18 protein-coding genes, 2 pseudogenes and 1 riboswitch are annotated in these 23,004 nt (G+C 70.8%); of the genes and pseudogenes, 9 read left to right on the plus strand and 11 right to left on the minus strand.

Annotated features, from left to right (window positions below):
* Positions 1-100: 100 nt before the first annotated feature.
* Positions 101-1,327: an MBL fold metallo-hydrolase gene (locus MQP27_RS06670; protein WP_242762195.1), complete on the minus strand. Its 1,227-nt coding sequence runs from the start codon at positions 1,325-1,327 to the stop codon at positions 101-103.
* 247 nt (positions 1,328-1,574) lie between these two features.
* Between MQP27_RS06670 and MQP27_RS06675 the strand changes: the two genes are divergently transcribed.
* From MQP27_RS06675 to MQP27_RS06700, 7 genes and pseudogenes are all read left to right on the plus strand, one after another.
* On the plus strand, positions 1,575-2,519 hold the full coding sequence (locus MQP27_RS06675; RefSeq protein ID WP_242762198.1) for an acyl-CoA dehydrogenase family protein: 945 nt from the start codon (positions 1,575-1,577) through the stop codon (positions 2,517-2,519).
* A pseudogene (locus MQP27_RS06680) lies at positions 2,519-3,874 on the plus strand (thiamine pyrophosphate-binding protein); the annotation flags it as partial. The gene MQP27_RS06675 and the pseudogene MQP27_RS06680, both read left to right, overlap by 1 nt.
* A 67-nt stretch (positions 3,875-3,941) precedes the next feature.
* Positions 3,942-4,127, plus strand: coding sequence for a thiamine pyrophosphate-dependent enzyme (locus tag MQP27_RS50850; RefSeq protein ID WP_278195742.1), 186 nt, complete (start codon positions 3,942-3,944; stop codon positions 4,125-4,127).
* A gap of 13 nt (positions 4,128-4,140) precedes the next feature.
* A complete protein-coding gene (locus MQP27_RS06685; protein WP_242762199.1) occupies positions 4,141-5,319 on the plus strand; it encodes a glutamate dehydrogenase in 1,179 nt (392 codons plus the stop codon).
* Positions 5,320-5,733: 414 nt separating this feature from the next.
* A pseudogene (locus MQP27_RS06690) lies at positions 5,734-6,250 on the plus strand (acetate--CoA ligase family protein).
* 62 nt (positions 6,251-6,312) lie between these two features.
* Positions 6,313-6,732: a hypothetical protein gene (locus tag MQP27_RS06695; RefSeq protein ID WP_242762207.1), complete on the plus strand. Its 420-nt coding sequence runs from the start codon at positions 6,313-6,315 to the stop codon at positions 6,730-6,732.
* A 178-nt stretch (positions 6,733-6,910) separates the two neighbouring features.
* Positions 6,911-7,531 (plus strand): TetR/AcrR family transcriptional regulator, encoded by a 621-nt coding sequence (locus MQP27_RS06700; protein ID WP_308289912.1) that lies wholly within the window; start codon positions 6,911-6,913, stop codon positions 7,529-7,531.
* Between the two features lie 109 nt (positions 7,532-7,640).
* Here the strand turns inward: MQP27_RS06700 and MQP27_RS06705 are convergent, their stop codons facing one another.
* The 4 genes from MQP27_RS06705 to MQP27_RS06720 form a co-directional block, all read right to left on the minus strand.
* Positions 7,641-8,426: an SGNH/GDSL hydrolase family protein gene (locus tag MQP27_RS06705; RefSeq protein ID WP_242763586.1), complete on the minus strand. Its 786-nt coding sequence runs from the start codon at positions 8,424-8,426 to the stop codon at positions 7,641-7,643.
* 144 nt (positions 8,427-8,570) lie between these two features.
* Positions 8,571-9,284: a DUF6250 domain-containing protein gene (locus MQP27_RS06710; protein ID WP_242762209.1), complete on the minus strand. Its 714-nt coding sequence runs from the start codon at positions 9,282-9,284 to the stop codon at positions 8,571-8,573.
* A 185-nt stretch (positions 9,285-9,469) separates the two neighbouring features.
* A complete protein-coding gene (locus MQP27_RS06715) occupies positions 9,470-10,396 on the minus strand; it encodes a M23 family metallopeptidase (protein WP_242762211.1) in 927 nt (308 codons plus the stop codon).
* A 4-nt stretch (positions 10,397-10,400) separates the two neighbouring features.
* Positions 10,401-10,558: riboswitch (cyclic di-AMP (ydaO/yuaA leader) on the minus strand.
* Positions 10,559-10,863: 305 nt separating this feature from the next.
* Positions 10,864-12,933 (minus strand): alpha-galactosidase, encoded by a 2,070-nt coding sequence (locus MQP27_RS06720; RefSeq protein ID WP_242762212.1) that lies wholly within the window; start codon positions 12,931-12,933, stop codon positions 10,864-10,866.
* 168 nt (positions 12,934-13,101) lie between these two features.
* Here MQP27_RS06720 and MQP27_RS06725 point away from each other — a divergent pair, with 168 nt between their 5' ends.
* The gene (locus MQP27_RS06725) at positions 13,102-13,899 is read left to right on the plus strand and encodes a tyrosine-protein phosphatase (protein ID WP_242762213.1); all 798 of its coding nucleotides are present in this window, start codon (positions 13,102-13,104) and stop codon (positions 13,897-13,899) included.
* A gap of 243 nt (positions 13,900-14,142) precedes the next feature.
* Positions 14,143-16,590, plus strand: a complete 2,448-nt coding sequence (locus tag MQP27_RS06730; protein WP_372511139.1) for a DUF8508 domain-containing protein — start codon at positions 14,143-14,145, stop codon at positions 16,588-16,590.
* 67 nt (positions 16,591-16,657) lie between these two features.
* Here the strand turns inward: MQP27_RS06730 and MQP27_RS06735 are convergent, their stop codons facing one another.
* The 6 genes from MQP27_RS06735 to hpnH form a co-directional block, all read right to left on the minus strand.
* Positions 16,658-16,783 carry a DUF6126 family protein gene (locus tag MQP27_RS06735; RefSeq protein ID WP_242762214.1) on the minus strand — a complete coding sequence of 42 codons (126 nt, stop codon included), beginning with the start codon at positions 16,781-16,783 and terminating at the stop codon, positions 16,658-16,660.
* A complete protein-coding gene (locus tag MQP27_RS06740) occupies positions 16,780-17,403 on the minus strand; it encodes a helix-turn-helix domain-containing protein (RefSeq protein ID WP_242762215.1) in 624 nt (207 codons plus the stop codon). Before MQP27_RS06740 ends, MQP27_RS06735 begins: the two co-directional genes overlap by 4 nt.
* A gap of 68 nt (positions 17,404-17,471) precedes the next feature.
* Positions 17,472-18,857 (minus strand): aspartate aminotransferase family protein, encoded by a 1,386-nt coding sequence (locus tag MQP27_RS06745; protein ID WP_242762216.1) that lies wholly within the window; start codon positions 18,855-18,857, stop codon positions 17,472-17,474.
* The gene (gene dxs / locus MQP27_RS06750; RefSeq protein ID WP_242762217.1) at positions 18,854-20,788 is read right to left on the minus strand and encodes a 1-deoxy-D-xylulose-5-phosphate synthase; all 1,935 of its coding nucleotides are present in this window, start codon (positions 20,786-20,788) and stop codon (positions 18,854-18,856) included. Before dxs ends, MQP27_RS06745 begins: the two co-directional genes overlap by 4 nt.
* Before the next feature lie 27 nt (positions 20,789-20,815).
* Complete coding sequence (gene ispG / locus MQP27_RS06755; protein ID WP_242762224.1) at positions 20,816-21,973, minus strand: flavodoxin-dependent (E)-4-hydroxy-3-methylbut-2-enyl-diphosphate synthase; 1,158 nt, start codon at positions 21,971-21,973, stop codon at positions 20,816-20,818.
* Positions 21,974-21,977: 4 nt separating this feature from the next.
* Complete coding sequence (gene hpnH, locus MQP27_RS06760) at positions 21,978-23,000, minus strand: adenosyl-hopene transferase HpnH (RefSeq protein ID WP_194081685.1); 1,023 nt, start codon at positions 22,998-23,000, stop codon at positions 21,978-21,980.
* Positions 23,001-23,004 lie beyond the last annotated feature (4 nt).

The raw sequence follows: 23,004 nt of genomic DNA on the forward strand, positions 1-23,004 counted from the left end.
TGCCGACGCGCGGGCCCATCGATCGCTTGCAACGCCTGATTCCGTTCCACCTCCGACATGGCTACCAGGACGTCCGTCACACGCCTCAGCTCGTCCACCGTCAGACCTCGCCCACAAGATCAAGGTCTTCCCGGCTCGTCTTCGCAGCGATCTCCGGAACGGGCCATTCGTGGTCAGGTACATACCCGACACCCCGCCACCAAGGATCGACAGGCAGCACCCCGGCCGGCTCGAACGGCTGCCCCGGCACAGGAAGCGCAACCGCCTGCCCCACCGCATCAGCAGCGGCCTTCGTCCACTCACCAGGCTCGGCCCACGGATGGAACGCCAGGTTGAAGGTCCCCCAGTGGATGGGCAGCAGTACCCCACCCGGCTCGCCTTGCTGCAGGTCAAGGTGCGATTGAACGCCCTGCAGAGGGCTCATGTGAATGTCCGGCCACGCACCCGGCACCGGCGTAGAATCCGTGTGGTTCTTGGGCCAGAAGTCGGAGTACGCACCGATCTGGATCATCGTGGCGTCGAACGGACCGTGCTCGGCGCCGATGTCCTTGAAGCCCTCGAAGTACCCGGTGTCGCCGCTGTGGTAGATCCGGTGCTCCTCGCCGGCGACGGACCAGGACGCCCACAGTGTGTGCTGGGTGTTGCGCAGCCCTCGGCCGCAGAAGTGGCGGGCCGGGGTCGCCGTCAGGGTCAGCCCGCCGACCTTGGTCGCCTCGTGCCAGTCCAGCTCGCGGATCCGGTCGGCGGAGACACCCCAGAGTTCGAGGTGCTCGCCCACCCCGAGCGGCACGGCGAACAGCGTGTCCGTGCCGGCCAGCGCCTTGATCGTGGGCAGGTCCAGGTGGTCGTAGTGGTCGTGCGAGATGACGACGACGTCGACCGCGCCGAGCGCGGCGAGCGGCACCGGCACGGGGTGCAGCCGCTTGGGCCCGACGAAGGAGAACGGGGAGCAGCGCTCACCCCACACGGGGTCGAAGAGCACCCGCTGTCCGTCGATCTCCGCGAGCACGCTGGAGTGCCCCATCCAGGTCAGCCGCAGCCCGGTGGCGGGCGGCTTCGCGATGTCGGCGAGCGTGGTGGCGTCCACCGGGATGTTGCCCTTGGGGGCGCGCCGGGGCCGCTCGTCCTTGTCGAAGTAGACCTTCGCGAAGTCCAGGGCGGAAGCGGAGGGGCGGGTCCGGGTGGTGCCCCCGGGGTTCTGGAAGACCCCGTCCTTGAAGTGCGGTGATCTGCGGATACGAGCGAGGCGCTCACCGCTCGGGTCCGCGCCGAAGGCCGCGGGCTGCAGCGCGCGGAGCCCGGAGCTCAGGGGACGGAAACCGGACACGGTACCTCCAGGTGGAGTCGGTGAGGCGTTCCATTATGGTCCGCTCCTCCGACAACACCCCTGTCGTCCGAGTCCTGCCGGGTGCTTTCCAAAGAAAACCCAAAGAAATCCGTCGGCGCGCCGCGGCCTGCTGATGATCCGTTCAGCACGTTGACAGGGGGCCGGGAGACTTTCGATACTGACCGACGGTTCAGTAACCGTCAGTGGGATCAGTGAGTGACCGTTCCCGCGGCCTGTTGGAGGCACCATGTCCGACCTCCCCACCGAGTCGGTCCCGCTCAGCCGGGAGCAGCGCGACGTCGTGGATCTCAACCTGCTGTGCTCGAACGGCTTCTTCGCCGACCCGGTGCTCGAGCTGGGCACCGAGGAGCAGAAGCGGGAGTGGCTGACCCCGCTGACCGGCCCGGACACCCCCATGACCGCCCTGGCGACCACCGAGCCGGGCACCGGCTCGGACGCCGCCTCGGTCGTCACGACGGCCCGCCGTGCGGACGACGGCTGTCTGCTCAGCGGCCAGAAGGCGTGGATCTCCAACGCGGGCGAGGCCGAGCAGTACGTCGTGTTCGCCAAGACCGACCCGGCGCGGCGCTCGCGCGGGGTGAGCGCGTTCCTGCTGCGCAAGGGCACCGAGGGCGTCTCCTTCGGTCAGCCGGTGAAGAAGATGGGCCAGCGCGCGATCGTGTGCCGGGAGGTCTTCCTCCAGGACGCCTTCGCGCCCGAGGAGCACCGGCTCGGCGCGGAGGGGCGGGGCTTCCACGGGCTGATGCGGACCTTCGACATCTCGCGCACGGTGCTGGGCGCGGCCGCGACCGGCGTGGCGCGGGCCGCGTACGAGTACGCGCGTGACTACGCGCGCGGGCGGCAGCAGTTCGGCAGGCCGATCGTCGAGCACCAGGCCGTCGCGTTCCGGCTCGCCGACATGCGCACGCGCGTGGAGCAGTCCCGGCTGATGACCTGGCGGTCCGCGCGGCGCCTGGACGCCGGCCTGGACGCGACCGTCGAGGCGGCCATGGCGAAGCTGACGGCGTCCGAGACCGCCGCGTACCGCACCTGGGCGGCCGTGCGGACGCTGGGCGGCTGGGGCTACTCGCGCGAGTTCCCGGTGGAGCAGTGGATGCGGGCCGCCAAGCCGGAGGAGATCGAGGAAGGCACCTTGGACATCATGCGGCTCGTGACCTCGCGGAGCCTGTGATGGGCGCGGGCCCCTTCAGGAGCCTGGCGAAGGGCGGGCTCCTGACCGGCGGCGAGGCCGTGGTCCGCGCCCTGTGCGGGCACGGTGTCACCCAGGCATTCGGCATCCCGGGCACGCACAACCTGGAGGTCTACCGGCACCTCGCGTCCTATGGGATACGGCATGTGACGCCCCGTCACGAACAGGGCGCCGGTTACGCCGCCGACGGGTACGCGCGCGTGACGGGCCGCCCCGGCGTCGTCCTCACCACGACGGGTCCCGCCCTGCTCAACGCGGCGGCGGCCGTCGGCCAGGCGTACTCGGACAGCGTGCCCCTGCTCGTCGTCTCCCCCGGCATGCCGCTGCGCCATCCACGCCTGTCCACGGGCCTGTTGCACGAGATGCGCAGCCAGACGGAGGCCCTGCGGGGCGTGGCCGCGTTCAGCCACCGCGTCTCGTCCGTCGCCGAGATCGACTCGGCGGTGGCGCGCGCGTTCACCCTGTTCCGTACGGGACGGCCGCGGCCCGCACACATCGAGATCCCGCTGGACCTCCTGGAGGCGGCGGAGCCCCTGGGACCCGTACGGCTGTCTCCGCCCGTCCCGCGGCCGGTCCCCGCCGTACGGGAAGCCGCGCGGGTCCTCGCCGGGGCGCAGCGACCCGCGCTGGTGCTCGGCGGCGGCGCGCGCAACGCCGGGGCCGCCTGCCTCGCCCTCGCCGAGAGACTCGGCACTGCGGTCGTCACCACGGCCAACGGCAAGGGCACCGTCCCTGAGACGCACCCGCTGTCGCTCGGGGTCTCGCTGCACAGCCCGGCGGTCCAGAAGTGGCTCGCCACCCGGGACGTCGTGCTCGCCGTCGGCACCGAGCTGGCCGAGTCCGATTTCTGGACTCTCCCGCCCCGGCTCGACGGCACCCTGGTCCGCGTCGACATCGACCCCGACCAGATGCACGCGGGCACACCGGCGGACGTACCGCTCGTCGGGGACGCGCGAGCCGTCCTCGAAGCCCTGCTGCCCGAACTGCCGCTCCACGCGCGCGTACCGGACGACGTCACCGCCCTCCGCGCCACCCGCGACGCCGAGACCGCCGCGCGCGACGCGCGCTGGATCCCGTACCTGAAGGCGATGCGTTCCGTGCTCGCCGAGGACGCGGTCGTCACCTCCGACAGCGCCCAGTGCTGCTACTACGGCGCTCTCCCCCACCTCCCCGTCGGCCCCACCGGCCGCTACCTCCACCCCACCGGCTTCGGCACCCTCGGCTACGCCCTGCCCGCCGCGATCGGTGCCAAGGTGGCGCGGCCCGGCCGGCAGGTGGTGGCGCTCAGCGGCGACGGCGGCCTGCAGTTCACCGTGCAGGAACTGGCGACCGCGGCACAGCTCCGACTGCCCTTGCCCATCGTGGTGTTCGACAACGGCGGCTACGGCGAGATTCCGCGACGAGATGACGGCGCGCGGCGACACGCCGACCGCCGTCGACCTCCCGCCGGTCGACCTGCCGGCCCTGGCCCGCGCCTACGGCGGACACGGCACACGCGCGTGCAGCCCGGCGGAACTCCGCCACGCCCTCGCCGAGGCCCTCGACCGGCCCGGCCCCACCCTGATCGTCATCCCTGAGGAGACCGCATGACCGAGGAGACCGCATGACCGCCCCCCTGATGTCGCTCACCTGGACCGACCATGTCACCGGCCGCCAGGGCTTCCTGGTCGTCGACCGCCTGGTGCGCGGCGTCTCCAGCGGCGGACTGCGGATGCGCGAGGGCTGCACGCTCGACGAGGTCGCCGGCCTCGCCCGCGGCATGACCATGAAGGAGGCGCTGCACTACAACCCCGAGGGCCGTTACATCCCGCTGGGCGGCGCCAAGGGCGGCATCGACTGCGACCCCCAGGACCCGGGGTCGTACGGACTCCTTGTGCGCTACCTGCGGGCCATGAAGCCGTACATCGAGACCTTCTGGACCACCGGCGAGGACCTCGGCCTCACCCAGGACCTGGTGGACCGGGCGGCGGCGGAGGCGGGGCTGGTCTCCTCCATCCAGGCGGTCTACCCGCTGCTCGACAATGAGGCGACGGCCCGTCGGCGACTGGCGGACGCTTTCGCGATCGAGGTGGACGGCATCGGCCTCGACGAGCTGGCCGGCGGCTGCGGGGTGGCCGAGTCGGCGCTGGCGGCCCTGGACCGGGCCGGTGTGCCGTACGAGGGCACCCGGGTCGCCGTGCAGGGGCTGGGCACGATGGGCGGGGCCACGGCACGCTTCCTCGCGCGCGCGGGCCTCACGGTCGTCGCCGTCGCCGACATCAAGGGCACGATCGCCAACCCGGCCGGCCTGGACGTCGAGGCGCTGCTCGCGGCACGCGACGCGTACGGCACCGTGGACCGGGCGGCACTGCGTTCCGGGGACCGTGAACTGCCCGGTGACGCCTGGCTGTCCGCCGAGGCGGAGGTGCTGGTGCCGGCGGCCGTCTCGTACGCGATCGACATCACCAACCAGGAGCGGATCACGGCCCGTTGGATCGTCGAGGCGGCCAACATGCCGGTGCTGCCGGAGGCGGAGCAACTGCTCGCGGCCCGGGGTGTCACCGTGCTGCCGGACGTCGTCGTCAACTCCGGTACGAACGCGTGGTGGTGGTGGACCCTGTTCGGCGACATCGACGCCGACGCGGACGAGGCGTTCGCCCACACGCGCCGCTCGATGCGGGCCCTGGTCGAACAGATGCTGACGCGAGCGGAGGCCGACGGGACGACCCCGAGGACGGCCGCGCATGCGATCGTCGCGGACCGGCTGCCGGTGATCGCGGAGCGGTTCGGGTGGTATCGGTGACGGGGGATGGGGGGCGGGGGTGGGGGACTGCTCGCTGAGGGGACGGGGGTGGGGGGACTGCTCGCTGGAGGGGCGGGGGCGTGGGGACCTGCTCGCTGGAGGGGTGGAGGCAGGAGACCTGCTCGGCGGAGAGGCGGAAGCCGGGGACCTGCCCGCATCGAACAGGCCGCCAACGGCACTCACCTCGGCCGCCCGGCTCACCGGCACGCCCCCGCACCCGCACCCGCACCCACCACCGACCGCGCCGACCGCCCCGTACCGCATCCGTCACGGCAGCTACGAGACCCTCCGCGAACTCCTCGCCTCCCACGGACTGACCTTCCCCGCCGCCGAGTTCGTGCCGGACGCGGAGCAAGCCGTCGAGGCCACGCACCGCGTCCCGTCGGCGTCGGCTACCCCCTGGTCCTCAAGGCGATGGGCCTGGCCCACAAGACGGAGGCCGGCGGGGTGGCCCTGGGTCTCGCCGACGAGGAGGCTCTGCGGGCCGCCTTCGGCCGGATGCGCGCGGCCACCGCTGCCGGGCGCTACGTCGTGGAGGCCATGGCGACACCGCCGTACGCTCATGAACTCATCGTCGGCGTTCGCCGTGCCCCCTCCTTCGGCCCGGTCGCCCTGGTGGGGACCGGCGGTGTCACCGCGGAGCTCCTCGCAGACACGGCAGTCGCCCTGGCCCCGCTGACGCACGCACGCGCGCGCCCCGCTGCTCGAACTGCGTCACGCGCCCCTGCTGACCGGCTGGCGCGGCGCCCCGCCCGTCCACCTGGACGCGGCGGCCGCCGCCGTGTGCGCCGTGGCCCGCGCCGCAGCCGCGCATCCGGAACTCGGCGACCTGGAGGTCAATCCGCTCCTGGTGCATCCCGGCGGCCCGCTCGCCCTAGACGCGCACGCCCTCCTGCGGGACCCGAACTCGTCATACCCTGCCGGGAATTGAGACCAGGGACCGGCGGCACGAGAGTCGAGGGCATACAGAGCTCATCGCACAGGAGGAGCACCATGCCCGCCATCGACGCGCAGGATCTGGCCGACCGCTACATCGGCATGTGGAACGACCCCGACCCGGAGAGCCGCCGCAAGACCGTGCTCGACCTGTGGGCGGAGGACGGGGAGCACATCCTGCTGCCGCCGCAGCAGATGCACGACCAGGCGGTGGCCCTCGGTTTCGCCACCGCCGCGCTGGAGGCCCGGGGGCACGACGAGCTGCACGCGCGCGTGACGCGTGCGTACGAGGAGTTCGTCGCGCCGGGTACGTTCGTCTTCCGCCTTCAGGAGGCGCCCCGGCAGGTGCGGGACGTGGTCACGTTCCGCTGGGAGGCCTTCCAGCGGGAGGAAGGCCAAGTGACCGGAGGCGGCCGGGACTTCCTGGTGCTGGACGAGGCCGGCCGCATCCGGTTCGACTACCAGTTCCCGGACTGACCCGGCCCCTTCAGGCCGAGGCCCGCCGCGATGCCGCCGCACACCGCGCCGAAGCCGCTCGGCGTGACCGTGCCGTCGACCGCGAGCCGGGTCAAGACGCACGGGCCGCCCTGGACCGGAACCGGTCACATGGTGGCCTCGACCGGCACCACCGGCGGCGACGCAATAGGGTGGCCGCGTGGCGAGAGTGCGGTTGAGCGTGGCGGAGCGGCGTGAGGAGTTGCTGCGGGCCGCCATCGAGCAGATCGAGGCGCGGGGCGTGGCGGCGGTCAGGATCGCCGACGTGGCCTCGGCGCTCGGGGTGAGCAACGCGCTGGTGCTGTACCACTTCTCGACGAAGGAGAAACTGGTCGCCGCCGCGTTCACCTACGCCGCCGAGGACGACCTCGCCCATCTGCGCAAGCTGCTCGGACGCCGTACGACGGCGCTGCGGCGACTGCGTGCGGCGGTGCGCTGGTACGCGCCGACCGGGCAGGCCAAGGGCTGGCGGCTGTGGATCGAGGGCTGGGCGGCGGCGCTGCGCGAGCCCGCGCTGCAGGAGGTCACCCGGGACCTCGACCGGCAGTGGAAGGCGGCGCTCGCGGAGGTCATCGCGGAGGGCGTGGCGGCGGACGAGTTCCGCTGCCCGGACCCGACCGGCACGGCCCTGCGCCTGACGGCCCTGCTGGACGGACTCGCCGTCCAGCTGACCTCGTACACCGGCACCGTCTCGCGGACGCGGGCGCAGGAGTGGGTGGACGAGGCACTGGCCCGCGAACTGGGGCTGGCGCGGGAGGCGTTGACCGCGTCGGAGCGGTGAGCCCCGGCTCCGCTCTCACGTCACCGAGGCTCACGCCATCGCCATCGCCATCGCCATCACAGCTCACGCCATCGCGGCTCACGTCACCGACGCTCACGCCATCGCAAGCTCAAGCCACCGAAGCGATCCGGCTCTTGATGTCCTGCGGCGACAGCGCGCCCTTCGCCGTGACGTGGTCGCCCGAGGACTCGCCGCGCAGTCGCCGTCCGATCCACGGCACGAGGTACTCGCGCGCCCAGTGAACGTCGTCCCGCCGGACGTCGAGGGTGCCGCGCGGCGGCAGCGGCGGCCAGGGCTGGTCGGGGTCGGCCGGGACCTCCAGGCCCAGGACCTGGCCCGCGCGCAGCGCCACGCGCGTGTGCCCCTCGGGAGAGAGGTGCAGCCGGTCGCCGTCCCAGGCCCTGCGGTCCTGCACGGTCTTCAGGGACCACAGGTCGAGCACGGGGCAGCCGTACCGGTCGGCGATGGCGCGGACGTGCCCGTTGTACGTGGCGATCTTGCCGCGCAGATGCTTGAGCACGGGCACGCCGCGGGTGTCGAACCCGGTCGTCACCATGACGGTGCCGACGGCCTCGGTGAGCCGTACGACGGCCCGCTCGAAGCGCTCGGCGACCTCGTCGGGGTCGGTGCCGGGCCGGATGATGTCGTTGCCGCCCGCACAGAAGGAGACCAGGTCCGGCGCCAGTTCGAGCGCCTTCGGGACCTGGTCCGCCACGATCTGGTCGAGCAGTTTGCCGCGCACGGCGAGGTTGGTGTAGTCGAAGTCGCCCTCGGGCCTGCGGTCCGCGAGCAGCACCGCGAACCGGTCGGCCCAGCCGACGAACGCCCCGTCGGGGCCGGGGTCGCCGACGCCCTCGGTGAAGCTGTCCCCCACCGCAACGTACGACCCGATCACTGATCTGCTGTCACTCTTCGAATCGTCTGCCACGCGGTCCATGATTCACCTTCGAATGTGACCTACGCGACCGTAAGCAGGGGTTGACGGGCGGTGAGATAAGCCACTTCCCAAGGATTCCCCAAGCCAGGAATAACTCTCCGATCAGCGCTGTTGACGCCTCAACCGCCAGACCTTGAAGTCGCTGATCCGGAAATGGCTCCAGGTCGTCCGGAAGGCGAAATGCCCGCTTGTGTACGGTTCCTGGTCCTCGTAGTCGAAGACGAGCCGCCCATTGTTCCACCAGCGGACCGTCGGCCCGTCGGACACGATCCGGACCCGGTTGGGCTCGTTCGCGACGAGCAGCGGCTCGGTGTAGTCGTAGACCAGCGGTCGGGCCCCCGCCTGGCCGACGTAACGGCGCAGCCGGGTCGTGGTGTTGGTGTTGGCGCCGTAGCCGACGTAGTAGGTCCGGAGGTAGTCGTACTCGGCCAGCGCCCCGCCGCGCCGCGTGGCGAAGATGTCGTCCGGGGAGCGGACGTCGGTGGCGTTCCAGAAGTTGTTGAGGTCGGAGACACGGTCGTCGACCCCGCCTTCGGAGACGGCCGTGGCGGTGTACTCGATGACGTACGGCCCGTCGAGGCGCTGCCTGAACCAGACCGTCGCCCCGGCGGGTACGTCGACCTCCAGCATCCCGCGCGACGCGGCGACCGTCCCGCCCTGCTCCAGTTCGACGGCCCACTTGCCGAGGCCGTGCCGGAAGTCGTCGTGGGCGAGGAGACGCCTGCGGGGTGCGGCGCTCGCGCCTTCCGCGGGGGCGAGGGCGGCCAGGGCGGCACCTGCGGCGAGGGCTCCGAATGCTCTGCGCGTGGTCGTCACGTCGGACGGCTCCTTCTAGGGGAAGCACACTGGGAAGGGGGCGATGGAAAGCGCTTGCACCAGTTGACGGGGATCACCCTGCCCCGCGCGACTCCCGTTGTCGACACCGCGGGAACACCGAAGGCCGGACCCGGGGATCGGGGTCCGGCCTTCGGCGGCGTGTCAGGCAGTCGGTCGGCGGGGGGTCAGCCGACGGCGACGCCCTTCGAGCGGAGGTAGGCGACGGGGTCCACGTCGGAGCCGTAGTCCGGCGTGGTGCGGATCTCGAAGTGCAGGTGCGGGCCGGTGACGTTGCCGGTCGCGCCGGAGAGGCCGATCTGCTGGCCCTCGGTCACGGTCTGGCCGGCCGAGACGGAGAGCTGGGAGAGGTGGCCGTACTGGGCGTAGTAGCCGTCGGCGAGCTTGATGACGACCTGGTTGCCGTAGGCGCCGCCCCAGCCCGCGGAGACGACCGTGCCCGCGCCCACGGCCTTGAGGGGGGTGCCGGTCGGGACGACGAAGTCGACGCCGGTGTGGTAGCCGCTGGACCACATGCTGCCGGCCACGTGGTAGCCGGTGCCGATGGTGGCGCCGGAGACCGGGAGGGTGAACCCGGTGGCGGTGCTGGTGGTCTCGGCGGTGCGAGTGGCGGACGTCTTGGCGGAGGACGACTGCGACTTGGCCGAGGAGGAGGACCCGGTCGAGGACGAGGACTTGGACTTGGTGGTGCTCGTCGCGGCCTGCCTGCCGATGGTGAGCTTCAGGCCGGGGTGGATCAGCGACGGGTCGTCGCCCACCGCCTGGCGGTTGTCGGCGTAGAGCTTCTTCCAGCCGCCGGTGACGTTCTGCTCGTCGGCGATCTTCGAGAGATAGTCACCGACCCGCACCGAATAGGTGCGCACACCCGCGTTGTCGGCGGCGCTCTTCTTCTCGGCGGCCTTCTTCTGGGTCACCGGAAGGGATTGGGCGGCCTTTTCGGAAACCGACTGGGAAGCGGACTGCGTGGTGGCCGCATGGGCGCCGGTGGCCCCCATGAGCGGGAGGGCGAGAGCGGCGCCACCGGTTCCGGCGACGGCGATCGAGCGGGAAAGACGCGGGGACTTCGGGCGGCGGTGCTTACCCTTCGCGGGCATGGCGAATTCCTCTCCGGCGCCTGCGAGGTGAGCTGTCGGGTGCGGGCTGGAGATGCCCGGCCGCGCCGAGACGCGGCTTTACCCCTAGCCGTTCCGGAGACCGGAACAGGCGGTTGTACCTGTGGGTCCCCCGCTCCTGCCGTTCACGGGTGAGTTGTGCGGGCACCGGGCGGCGGCAGGATTGGGCGTCCGTCCGGATTGGTGTGGAACGTAAGCGACCAAGACGCAAAGGGACAAGTGACGGTTCCCTGTGAATGCGATTCCCTTGATCCCTTTCCGGAATTCCCCGTCACCCTCCGTGAATCAGGAAGCTGTCGCCCGGACCAAATCCCCTTGAAAAACGCCCTGATTACGTGAACATGACGGGGCACGCACCGTCACGGATATGACGCTCCTCACGTGACGCTGCTCCAGCTTTCCTTATTCCACAGCGAGTTGGAATGAAGACGCCAATTCGGACAGAAGGCTCAGATGCGGCGCAGGCGGAGGACTGTCGCATCGAGGTCGCCGCGCAATCCGGTCCGAAGTCCGTGATGCAGCAATACGGCACCCCCGTGAACTTCGCCCGTTTCACGGCATTCGTACGAGGCCGTCGGGTCGAGGCCGCGCAGTCGCAGCGCCGGGACGGGTTCGCCGTAACTCTGCGCCTGGAGCCAGGCGAGGACGACCGCCTCGTCGCCGCGCACGTACTGCACCGCGCTCAGGCCGCCCGTCGGAGGCCGCAGCCGGTAGAGGTCGCCGTGCTGCACGAGGGGCCTGATCTCCTTGTAGAGGGCGACCCACTCGCCGGCCTCGGCGAGCTCCTCCTCGGTCCACCGCGTGAGGTCGCCGCCGACCCCGAGCACGCCGGCCATGGAGCTGACGAAGCGGAAGCGCAGTGAGCTGATGCGGCCGTTGAGCTGCGCGTTGGGGCTGTCGGTGACCCAGGCGGCCATCACGCGCGCGGGGTGGATCTGGCTGAAGCCGTGCTGGATGGCGAGCCGGTCCAGCGGGTCGGTGTTGTCGGAGGTCCACACCTGGTCGGTGCGGCTCATGACGCCGAGGTCGATCCGGCCGCCGCCGCCCGAGCAGGACTCGAAGGCGACGCCGGGGTGGGCGGCCCGCAGTCGGTCCAACAGGGCGTAGAAGGCGCGCACATGGTCGACCCACAGACGCTGCGGGTAGGCGTCGCCGGGCCAGCCGGCGTCGGTGAAGCAGCGGTTGAAGTCCCACTTGACGTAGTCGATCGGGGCGCTCGTCAGGAGGGTGTCGAGGCGCTCCCAGAGGTACTCCTGGACGTCCTCGCGGGCGAGGTTGAGGACGAGCTGATTACGGAATTCCGTCCGCTTTCGTCCGGGTTGGAACTGCACCCAGTCGGGGTGGGCGCGGTAGAGCTCGCTGTCCGGATTGACCATTTCGGGCTCGACCCAGATACCGAACTGCATGCCGAGCGCGTGCACGTAGTCGGCGAGCGGCGCGAGGCCCTTGGGGAACCGGTCGGGGTTGGGCGTCCAGTCGCCGAGCCCGGCGCGGTCGCTGGTGCGCGCGCCGAACCAGCCGTCGTCGACGACGAAGAGCTCGACGCCGATCGCCGCGGCCCGCCGGGCGAGCGTGCCCTGCTGCTCCTCGGAGATGTCGAACTCGGTGGCCTCCCAGGAGTTGAACAGCACCGGGCGGTCCTGCTCGGCGTCCGGGATCACGTACGCGCGCTGGTACGCGTGCCAGGCCCGGCTCGCGCCCCCGAAGCCGCCGTCGCTCCACAGGCCGGCGAAGACGGGGGTGGTGTACGACTCCCCCGCCTCCAGTCTCAGCAGCCCGGAGTCGTCGTGGCCGGCGCCGCCGGTGATCTGCACGCGCGCGTCCGGGAGTTGCGCCACCGCGATGCGCCAGGAGCCGGACCAGCCGAGGGCGCAGCCGTAGACCTCGCCGCGCTCCTCGGTGGCGTCGGTGTCGAGCGCGACCCAGGGCAGGTGCTGGTGGCCGGTGTGGCCGCGGCGGCTGCCGATGATCTTCTCGCCGTAGGTGAGCGGCGCGGCGGTGAGCAGGGACTCCGCGGCCCAGCGGCCGTGCAGCTGGGACAGGCGCCAGTCCTCGCGGTCGGGCAGGGTCCAGGTGGCGGAGTCGGCCCGCAGCAGCTCCAGGGCGGGCCCTTCGTTGCCGAGCTCGACCCAGCGCTCCACGACGTCGTGGCGCATCCGGTAGTGCAGCGTGACGGTCAGCCCCGCGTCCCGGAAGCGCAGCCGCAGGTGGTCGCCCTCCGCCTCGTACGCCTCGAAGGTCCACTCGGTGCCGCGGCGCTCCTCGGTGCGCACGGACAGGGCGGGGCGGACGAAGCGGGGGCCGCCCTCGACCGGGTACTCCTCACGGCCGTCGAGCCGCGACTCGAAGGGCCAGTAGTCCGGCAGCGGGCGCACGGCGAGCGCCTCGGCGTCGGCGAGCGCGATCCGCGGACCCCAATGCAGATGCAGCAGCTCGTCGGCCTCGGTGAGGTGGACGGCGTAACTGCTGGTCGGCCCGGAAAGAACCCAGGTACGGCCGCGGTCGGAGATCTCCAGCATCAAGCCCCCACACATTCGAACAGGTGCGATCAATCGGCAACATCATCAAGGGACGCGGGGTCGGACTGCAACGCCTGTGGACAACTCATTGCCCCAGGAACCCATGTCGTATCGTCGAGAAGGTGCCCGTCGACGAGCGGCGACGGCGGGCGAGTGGGAGGAGCCCCCGTGACGCAGCAGATCCCCTCGACGGAGCCCGAGCTGTCCGGTGTCCGCAATTTCCGCGACGTGGGTGGGCTGCCGACGGTGGACGGACGGCGGGTGCGGTACGGAGTGCTGTTCCGCAGCGGGCACCTCGCGCACGCCACGGAGGAGGACGCGGAGTTCCTCGCCTCCCTGGGACTGCACACGATCTTCGACTTCCGCAACGCGGCGGACCAGAAGCTGGAGGGCCCGGACGTCGAGCTGCCGGGCGTGCTCAACGTGAACCTGCCGCTGACGGACCCGGCGGACGGGGCCGAGTTCTGGAAGATGGTCCGGGACGGCGAGATCGAGCAGCTGCGGGAGATCCTCGGCGAGGGCAAGGCCGCCGATCGGATGATCGTCTCGTACCGCACGATCATCAAGGAGCGCACCGGTGAGCACGCGCGCGTACTGCGCTCGCTGGCCGAGGACAGCGTGCCGGCGCTGATGCACTGCGCGGCGGGCAAGGACCGCGCGGGGCTGTCCATAGCCGTGACGCTGCTCGCCCTGGGTGTGGAGCGCGAGGCGATCGTCGCCGACTACCTGGAGTCCAACGCACGGCACCGCCGCTACAAGGTGCACCGCAGCGGCTCCTCCGCAGCGGGCTACTCCCCCGAGGTGATGGAGCTCCTCAGCCCCCTGTTCGAGGCCCGCGCCGAGTATCTGACGGCGGCCTTCGACACCATCGAGGAGACGTGGGGGGACGTGGACACCTACCTGGCGCAGGGCCTGGGGGTCACGCCCGAGGTGCGCGAGCGGCTGCGGGAGCGGCTGCTCGACTAGGGCGCGTTCGGGTCGGGAGCACAGGGCCGGTCGTCGCCGCGGAGTGGATGCCGCGGCGGGGCCGGCTCAGTCATGTCGCGCCGCTGACAGTTGCTCACATACCTGCTGGACCCACAGATTTAACCGCATGCCCCTTGTCACGCCATTTTCTACGCGCGTAACCTCAGCCGATCGCATGGATCCCACCGGTCGTCAGCACCTCATGTGCCGTTTCTCCGGCGGACGTTGAAGGAGTCAACCCTCGTGCAGATTCACAGACCGAGCGCATCGCGCGTGGCCGGCGCCGCGTTCATAGCCGCCACCGCCACCGCGGCCGTCATCGTGGCACCGCTGCCCGCCGCGTTCGCCACCCCGTCGGCGAACGCCGTCATCTCGGAGGCGTACGGCGGCGGAGGCAACTCCGGCGCGACGCTCACGAACGACTTCGTGGAGCTGGCCAACCGCTCGACGGCGGCCTTCCCGCTGGACGGCTACAGCCTCCAGTACCTGCCGGCCTCCGCCTCCGCGGGCTCGCTGTGGCAGGTCACCCCGCTCACCGGGTCGCTCCCGGCCGGCGGCGACTACCTGGTCTCCGAGGCCGCCGGCACCGGCGGCACGACCGCGCTGCCGACCGCGGACGCGAGCGGCAGCATCGCGATGGCCGCGGGCAGCGGCACCGTGGCCCTGGTCAAGGGCACCACGGCCCTGACCTGCAAGACCGTCGCCGACTGCACCGGCGACGCCGATGTCGTGGACCTCCTCGGCTACGGCACCGCCGTCGTCCGCGAGGGCACCGCCGCACCGACCGCGAGCAACACGACCTCCGTGTCCCGGGCCGCCTCGCTCGCCGACACCGACGACAACTCGGCGGACTTCACCGCCGGTACGCCCACCCCGACCAACAGCGCGGGCGACACCGCGAGCGGCGGCAGCGGCGGCGGTACGGGCGGGCCGACGGCTCCGGGCCCGTTCCGGATCCACGACATCCAGGGCACCACCCGTATCTCGCCCCTCAAGGGCCAGAGCGTCGTCGGCGTCCCCGGCATCGTCACCGCCGTGCGCACCACCGGCAGCAAGGGCTACTGGATCCAGGACCCGAACCCGGACTCCGACCCCGCCACCAGCGAGGGCCTGTTCGTCTACACCGGCTCCGCCACCCCGACCGTCTCGGTCGGCGACTCGGTGCTGGTCAGCGGCAAGGTCTCGGAGTACTACCCGTCCTCCACCGCCCAGTCGGTCACCGAGCTCGGCAGCCCGGTCTCCACCACGCTCTCCACCGGCAACGCGCTCCCGGACCCGGTCGCCCTGAACGACTCCACCATCCCGGACGCGTACACCCCGACGAACAACGGCGGCAGCATCGAGGGCCTGACCCTCCAGCCGACCGTGTACTCGCAGGACTTCTACGAGTCCATCGAGGGCATGCGCGCCTCGGTCACCGACGCCCGGGTGACCGGTCCGACCAACAGCTACGGCGAGATGTTCGTCACCGCCAAGCCCGGCGAGAATCCCACCAAGCGCGGCGGCACCATCTACGGCGGCTACGACCAGCAGAACACCGGCCGGATCGAGATCGTCTCGGCCGACGGGACCACGCCGGTCCTCAACGTGGGCGACGAGCTGTCCGGCACCACCACGGGGCCGGTCGACTACTCCGACTACGGCGGCTACCTGCTCGCGCCCACCGCCGCGACCACCGGCACGGCCGTCGACAACGGGCTCAAGCAGGAGGTGACGCGCCGGCAGAAGGGCGACGAGCTGGCGCTTGCCACCTACAACGTCGAGAACCTCGACCCGACCGACAGCGACGACAAGTTCGCCCGGCTCGCCAAGGGCATCGTCACCAACCTGTCCAAGCCGGACATCGTCACCCTGGAGGAGATCCAGGACGACAACGGCGCCACCGACGACGGCACGGTCTCCTCCGAGGCGACGCTGAAGAAGTTCACCGACGCCATCGTGGCGGCCGGCGGGCCGAGGTACTCGTGGCGCTACGTCAATCCGGTCAACGACCAGGACGGCGGCGAGCCCGGCGGCAACATCCGCCAGGTCTTCCTGTTCAACCCCCAGCGCGTCTCCTTCGTGGACCGCGCCTCCACCGGTGACGCCTCCACCACGGCCGTGTCGGTGGTCAAGGACCGCAAGGGCGCGGCCCACCTGTCCGCCTCCCCGGGCCGCATCGACCCCACCAGCACCGCCTGGAACAGCAGCCGCAAGCCGCTGGTAGGCGAGTTCCGGTTCCAGGGCAGGACGGTCTTCGTGATCGCCAACCACTTCAACTCCAAGGGCGGCGACCAGCCCATGCACGGCCGCTACCAGGAGCCGACGCGCTCCTCGGAGACGCAGCGCAAGCTTCAGGCCGAGGAGGAGAACGCCTTCGTCGACAGCCTCCTGGACGCCGACCCCAAGGCCCAGATCGTGGCCCTCGGCGACCTGAACGACTACGAGTTCTCCGACGCGGTCAAGACCCTCACGGACAACGGTGACGTCCTCACGGACCTGATCACCACCCTCCCGGCCGCCGAGCGCTACAGCTACGTCTACGACGGCAACAGCCAGACGCTGGACCACATCCTGACCAGCCCCTCCATCACCCACTACGACTACGACGTCGTCCACATCAACTCCGAGTTCGCCGACCAGGCGAGCGACCACGACCCCCAGGTCGTCCGGATCGACGTCAAGGACTGCGGCTTCAAGGGCCACAAGTAGTACGCGAGCAGTATGTGGGAGGGGCCCCGGTACTCGTCGGGTACCGGGGCCCTGGCCGTCGTGGCGACTACTTGGCGCCCACCGCGAACAGCAGGTAGACGAAGGCCGCGAAGAGGTGTCCGACGGCGATGTAGATGATCAGGCGCACCCAGAGGGCGCGGGGGAACTTCTCCTCCATGTTCCGTTCGCTCATGGCGTGTCTCCGGTGATCGGGCCCAGGCACAGCGTGGCCGTGGGGCTCTGCAGCAGGGTGTGTACGAACAGGAGCTCGACGCCGTCGGGATCCTGGGCGGCGATGCGGTGCGGGGTCAGCGAGTCGAAGTGCGCGCTGTCGCCCGGTCCGAGCCGGTGCGTGGTGTCGCCGAGGCGCAGCCGCAGCCGTCCGCGCAGGACGTACAGCCACTCCTCGCCGGGATGCACCCGCACGATGTCGCCCTGGGAGCCGTGCGGCACGTGGACGCGCAGGGCCTGCATGCCGCGGCCGGGCGCCCCGGCCTGGAAGTAGGTCCAGCCGCCCGCCGCCGTCGGCTCCATGTCGGCCGCGCGCACGATCGAGTCCCGGTCGGCGACCGTCTCGCCGAGCAGTTCCGAGACCGTCGTACCGTAGATACGGGCGAGTGCGAGCAGCATCGGCAGCGAGGGCTGGCGCTGCCCGGTCTCCAGCCGGGAGAGATGGGCCGCGGACAGCCCGGCGGCGCTCGCCGCGGCCTCCAGCGTGAGGGAGGCACGGCGGCGCAGGGCGCGCAGCTGTGGCGCGACGGCGGGCAGGTCCGGTCCGGCGGGCGGCTCGGACGCGGCTTCCGGAGAGCTCATGCTCTCCATTCAGCCGGAGCTTTGCCTCCGCGGCAAATTTCTTGCCTCAGAGGCAAAACCCCCTGCCGCTAGCGGTTGGCCACCGCCTGCTTCACCAGCGTCTTGCCGAAGTCCCACATCAGCCCGCCACCGCTGTGCGCGTCGTCCATCACGGCCGTGAACGCGTCCACGAACCGGTCCACGTCCTGCTCGCCGACGACCAGCGGCGGGATCAGCTTGATCACCTCCAGGTGGTCCCCGGAGACCTGGGTGAGGATCCGGTGCCGCTGGAGCAGCGGTACGACGACCATCTGCGCGAACAGGCCCTTGCGCGCGGCCTGCAGCATGGTCCAACGGCTGCGCAGCTTCAGCGACTTGGGCCTGCCGAACTCGATGCCGATCATCAGGCCGCGCCCGCGGACGTCGGCGAGCAGATCGTACTTGTCGATCAGCGCGGTGAGCCGGGACTTCAACTGCTCCCCGGTCGCCCGGGCGCCCGCGACGACCTGCTCGTTCTCCATGACCGAGAGCACCGCGAGACCGGCCGCCATGGCCTGGGCGTTGGACCCGAAGCTCGCCGAGTGGACCAGCACCCGGTCCATGGACGAGTAGACCTTCTTGAAGATCCAGTCCTTGCCCAGCGTGGCCCCGACCGGGACATAGCCGCCCGACAGCGCCTTCGCCACGCACACCAGGTCCGGCTCGACGCCGTCCTCGTGCTGGTAGGCGTAGAAGTCGCCGGTCCGGCCGAGGCCCGTCTGCACCTCGTCGGCGATCAGCAACGCCTTGTGCCTGCGCAGGAGTTCCTGGGCCGCCCGCAGATACCCGGGCGGTGCCTCGTGCACGCCCTTGCCCTGGATCGGCTCGACGATCAGGGCGGCGACGTCGCCCTTCTTCAACTCCCGTGCCAGGGCGTCGAGATCGCCGAGCGGTACGGCCGTGTCGGGCAGCAGCGGGGCGAAGCCGTCGCGGAAGCCGTCCTCGCCGTTGACCGACAGCGAGCCGGTGGTCAGGCCGTGGAAGGCGTGGTCGCAGTAGAGGATCCTGGGCCTGCCGGTGGCGTACCGGGCGAACTTCAGCGCCGTCTCCACCGCCTCCGTGCCGCTGTTGCCGAAGAACACGCGGTCCAGGTGCGGGCTGTACGTCAGCAGCTTCTCGGCCAGCAGCCCGGGCAGCGGCTGGCAGTCGAAGCGGGTGAGGTCTGCGAGCTGGGCGTCGAGGACGTCGTGCAGCGCCTTGCGGACGACGGGGTGGTGGCGGCCCAGGCCCATCACCCCGAACCCGGCGAGCATGTCCAGGTAGTCGTTGCCGTCCGCGTCCCAGAAGTGGGCGCCCTCGGCGCGCTCGTAGACCTTGTCGAAGCCGATGGTGTGGAGCATGCGCGGGAGTTGGTGGTTCAGGTACTTCCCGTGCAGCTCGTAGCGCTCGGCTCCGCGCTCGGCCAGGAGTGCGCCGAGGTCGAACTCCTTGGTCATTCAGCCTTCTCCTTGACTGTGCCGTCCAGCTGTTCCTTGACGGCCAGGGTGTCCTCGGCCTCCTTGACCGCGAGGCTCGCGCTGATCCGTCCGGCGACCTCGACGGGCGTGAGCCCGATGTCGGCCAGCACCTCGCCGCGCTTGGCGTGCGCGAGGAACTGCTCCGGGATGCCGAACCGCCGTACCGGTACGTCGACTTCGGCATCCCCGAGGGCCAGCGCGACCGCGGCGCCGACGCCGGCCGCGCGGCTGTTGTCCTCGACGACGGCCACCAGGCGGTGTTCGGCGGCGAGGCCCGGCAGCGCCGGGTCGACCGGCTTGACCCAGCGCGGGTCGACGACCGTGCAGGAGATCCCGCGCGCCTCCAGCAGCTCGGCGGCCTGGAGGCAGACGGGTGCCATCACGCCGACGGCCACGAGGAGCACCTCGGGTGCGTCCGGGCCGCGGTGCAGGACGTCGAGGCCGCCGACCCGGTCGATCGCCGGGATCTCGGGCCCGACCGACTCCTTCGGGAAGCGGACCAGCGTCGGCGCGTCGTCGACGGCGACCGCCTCGCGCAGCTGCGCCCGCAGCTGGTCGGCGTCGCGCGGGGCGGCGATCCTGAGCCCCGGTACGACCTGGAGGATGGACATGTCCCACATGCCGTTGTGGGAGGGCCCGTCGACGCCCGTGACGCCGGCCCGGTCCAGGACGAAGGTCACTCCGCAGCGGTGCAGCGCGACGTCCATGAGGAGCTGGTCGAAGGCACGGTTGAGGAAGGTGGCGTAGACGGCGACGACCGGGTGCAGCCCGCCGGTCGCCAGGCCTGCCGCGCTCACCGCCGCGTGCTGCTCGGCGATGCCCACGTCCCACACCCGGTCCGGGAACCGCGCCGCGAACTTGCCGAGCCCCACCGGGTGCAGCATGGCCGCCGTGATCGCCACGACGTCCTCCCGCTCCTGTCCGATCGCGGCGATCTCGTCGCCGAACACGGAGGTCCAGGAAGGGGAGTTGGCCGGGGTGAGGGGCTCGCAGGTGAGCGGGTCCATCACGCCGACGGTGTGGAAGTGGTCCTCCTCGTGGGCGAGGGCGGGCTCGTAGCCGCGGCCCTTCTCCGTGAGGCAGTGGACCAGCACCGGACCGTGGAACCGTTTCGCGCGCCGCAGCGCGGACTCGACGGCCCCGACGTCGTGCCCGTCGATCGGGCCGACGTACTTCAGGCCCAGGTCCTCGAACATGCCCTGCGGGGCGAACGCGTCCTTGAAGCCCTTCTTCGCGCCGTGCAGCGACTCGTAGATGGTGTTGCCGACGACCGGCGTGCGCAGCAGCACGTCCTTGCCCCAGGCCAGCACCTTCTCGTACGAGTCGGTGGTGCGCAGGGTGGCCAGGTGGTTGGCGAGGCCGCCGATGGTCGGCGCGTACGACCGCTCGTTGTCGTTGACGACGATGATCAGCGGGCGGTCCTTGGCGGCGGCGATGTTGTTCAGCGCCTCCCAGGCCATGCCGCCGGTCAGCGCGCCGTCGCCGATGACCGCGACCACGTGCCCCTTCTCGCCCTGCACCTGGCGGGCCTTGGCGAGTCCGTCGGCCCAGCCGAGCGCCGTGGAGGCGTGGCTGTTCTCGACGATGTCGTGCTCGGACTCCTCGCGCGACGGGTAGCCGGACAGGCCGCCCTTGCCGCGCAGCTTCGAGAAGTCCTGACGTCCCGTCAGCAGCTTGTGGACGTAGCTCTGATGGCCGGTGTCCCAGACGATGCGGTCGACGGGCGACTCGAAGACCCGGTGGAGCGCGATGGACAGTTCCACCACCCCCAGGTTGGGCCCGAGGTGTCCGCCGGTCCTGGCCACCGCATGCACCAGGAACTCCCTGATCTCTTCGGACAGTTCACCGAGTTCCGCCTCGGACAGCGCCTTAAGGTCGCGTGGTCCCCGGATGTTCTCCAGAATGGTCACGCTCGGGCCCCCTTCGGTCCGTGCTGTTCAACTCACGGTGACGGCCGGCTCCCCCGACGCGACGCCGTCCTGCTCCATCTGTTCGGCGATCTTCATCGCCTCCTCGATGAGGGTCTCCACGATCTTCGACTCGGGCACGGTCTTGACGACCTCGCCCTTGACGAAGATCTGGCCCTTTCCATTGCCGGAGGCGACCCCCAGGTCCGCCTCCCGCGCCTCGCCGGGGCCGTTGACCACACAACCCATCACGGCTACCCGCAGCGGGACTTCCATGCCCTCCAGGCCCGCCGTGACCTCGTCGGCCAGCTTGTAGACGTCGACCTGGGCGCGCCCGCAGGACGGGCACGACACGATCTCCAGGCGGCGCTGCCGCAGCCCGAGGGACTCCAGGATCTGGATGCCGACCTTGACCTCCTCGGCGGGAGGCGCGGACAGCGAGACCCGGATCGTGTCCCCGATGCCCTGCGACAGCAGCGCCCCGAAGGCGACGGCGGACTTGATCGTGCCCTGGAAGGCGGGACCCGCCTCGGTCACCCCGAGGTGCAGCGGGTAGTCGCACTGGGCCGCCAGTTGCTTGTAGGCCTCGATCATCACGACCGGGTCGTTGTGCTTCACCGAGATCTTGATGTCCCGGAAGTCGTGCTCCTCGAAGAGCGAGGCCTCCCACAGCGCGCTCTCGACGAGCGCCTCCGGGGTCGCCTTGCCGTACTTCTGCAGCAGCCGCTTGTCGAGGGAGCCGGCGTTGACCCCGATCCGGATCGGCGTGCCGTGGTCCTTGGCGGCCCGCGCGATCTCCCTCACCTGGTCGTCGAACTTCTTGATGTTGCCCGGGTTGACCCGTACCGCGGCACACCCGGCCTCGATCGCCGCGAACACGTACTTCGGCTGGAAGTGGATGTCCGCGATCACCGGGATCTGCGACTTGCGGGCGATGGTGGCCAGCGCGTCCGCGTCGTCCTGCGTGGGGCAGGCGACGCGGACGATCTGGCAGCCGGACGCGGTGAGTTCGGCGATCTGCTGGAGCGTGGCGCCGATGTCCGAGGTACGGGTCGTCGTCATCGACTGCACCGACACCGGTGCCCCGCCCCCGACCGCCACCGGCCCGACCTGGATCCGCCGCGACACGCGCCGCTCGGCGACGGGCCGGGCCGGTACCCCGGGGAGGCCCAGAGGAATGGCGGTCACGACGTCACTCCCGGTTTCCGGAGACCGTCTCGCGCATCGCGCGCAGGGACTCCTTCAGGGACCCCATGGTGGCGAGGACGGCGGTGGGCTCGTAGCCGCAGTGCGCCATGCAGTTGGCGCAGCGCGGGTCCTTGCCGCGGCCGTACTTGTCCCAGTCGGTCTCCTCGATGAGTTCGCGGTACGTCGGCACGTACCCGTCGCTCATCAGGTAGCAGGGGCGCTGCCAGCCGAAGAGCGAGTAGTTCGGGATCGCCCAGGCCGTGCACGGGAAGTCGACCTTGCCCTCCAGGAAGTCCAGGAAGAGCGGCGAGTGGTTGAGCCGCCACTTGCGGCGGTTGCCGCCCGCGAAGGCCTTCTTGAACAGCTCGCGGGTCTGCTCGACGCCGAGGAAGTGCTCCTGGTCGGGGGCCTTCTCGTAGGCGTAGGCGGGCGAGATCATCATCTCGTCGACCTTGAGGTCGTCGTTGAGGAAGTTGAGCACCTCGATGATGGTCTGCGGGGTGTCGGTGTTGAAGAAGGTCGAGTTGGTGGTGACCCGGAAGCCGCGCCGCTTGGCCTCCTTGATCGCCTCCACGGCCTCGTCGAACACGCCCTCCTTCGCCACGGACTCGTCGTGCCGCTCGCGCAGCCCGTCGATGTGCACCGCGAAGGCGAAGTACGGGGAGGGCTTGAACTTGTCCATCTTCTTGCGCAGCAGCATGGCGTTGGTGCAGAGGAAGACGTACTTCTTCTTCGCCACCAACTGCCGCACGATCTCGTCGATCTGAGGGTGCATCAGGGGCTCACCGCCCGCGATGGACACCATCGGCGCACCGGACTCCAGCACCGCCCCGACGGCCTGCGCGACCGGCATGCGCTGCTTGAGCACGCCCGCCGGGTGCTGGATCTTGCCGCAGCCCTCGCACTTCAGGTTGCATGCGAAGAGAGGTTCCAGCTCCACGATCAGCGGGAACTTGTCCCGCTTGCGGAGCTTCTGTTCGGCCAAGTATGTAGCGACCTTGATGGACTGACGCAGCGGCATGGCCATCTGG

Origin of the sequence: Streptomyces cylindrosporus (assembly GCF_022698165.1) — a bacterium.
GTDB lineage: Bacteria > Actinomycetota > Actinomycetes > Streptomycetales > Streptomycetaceae > Streptomyces > Streptomyces cylindrosporus.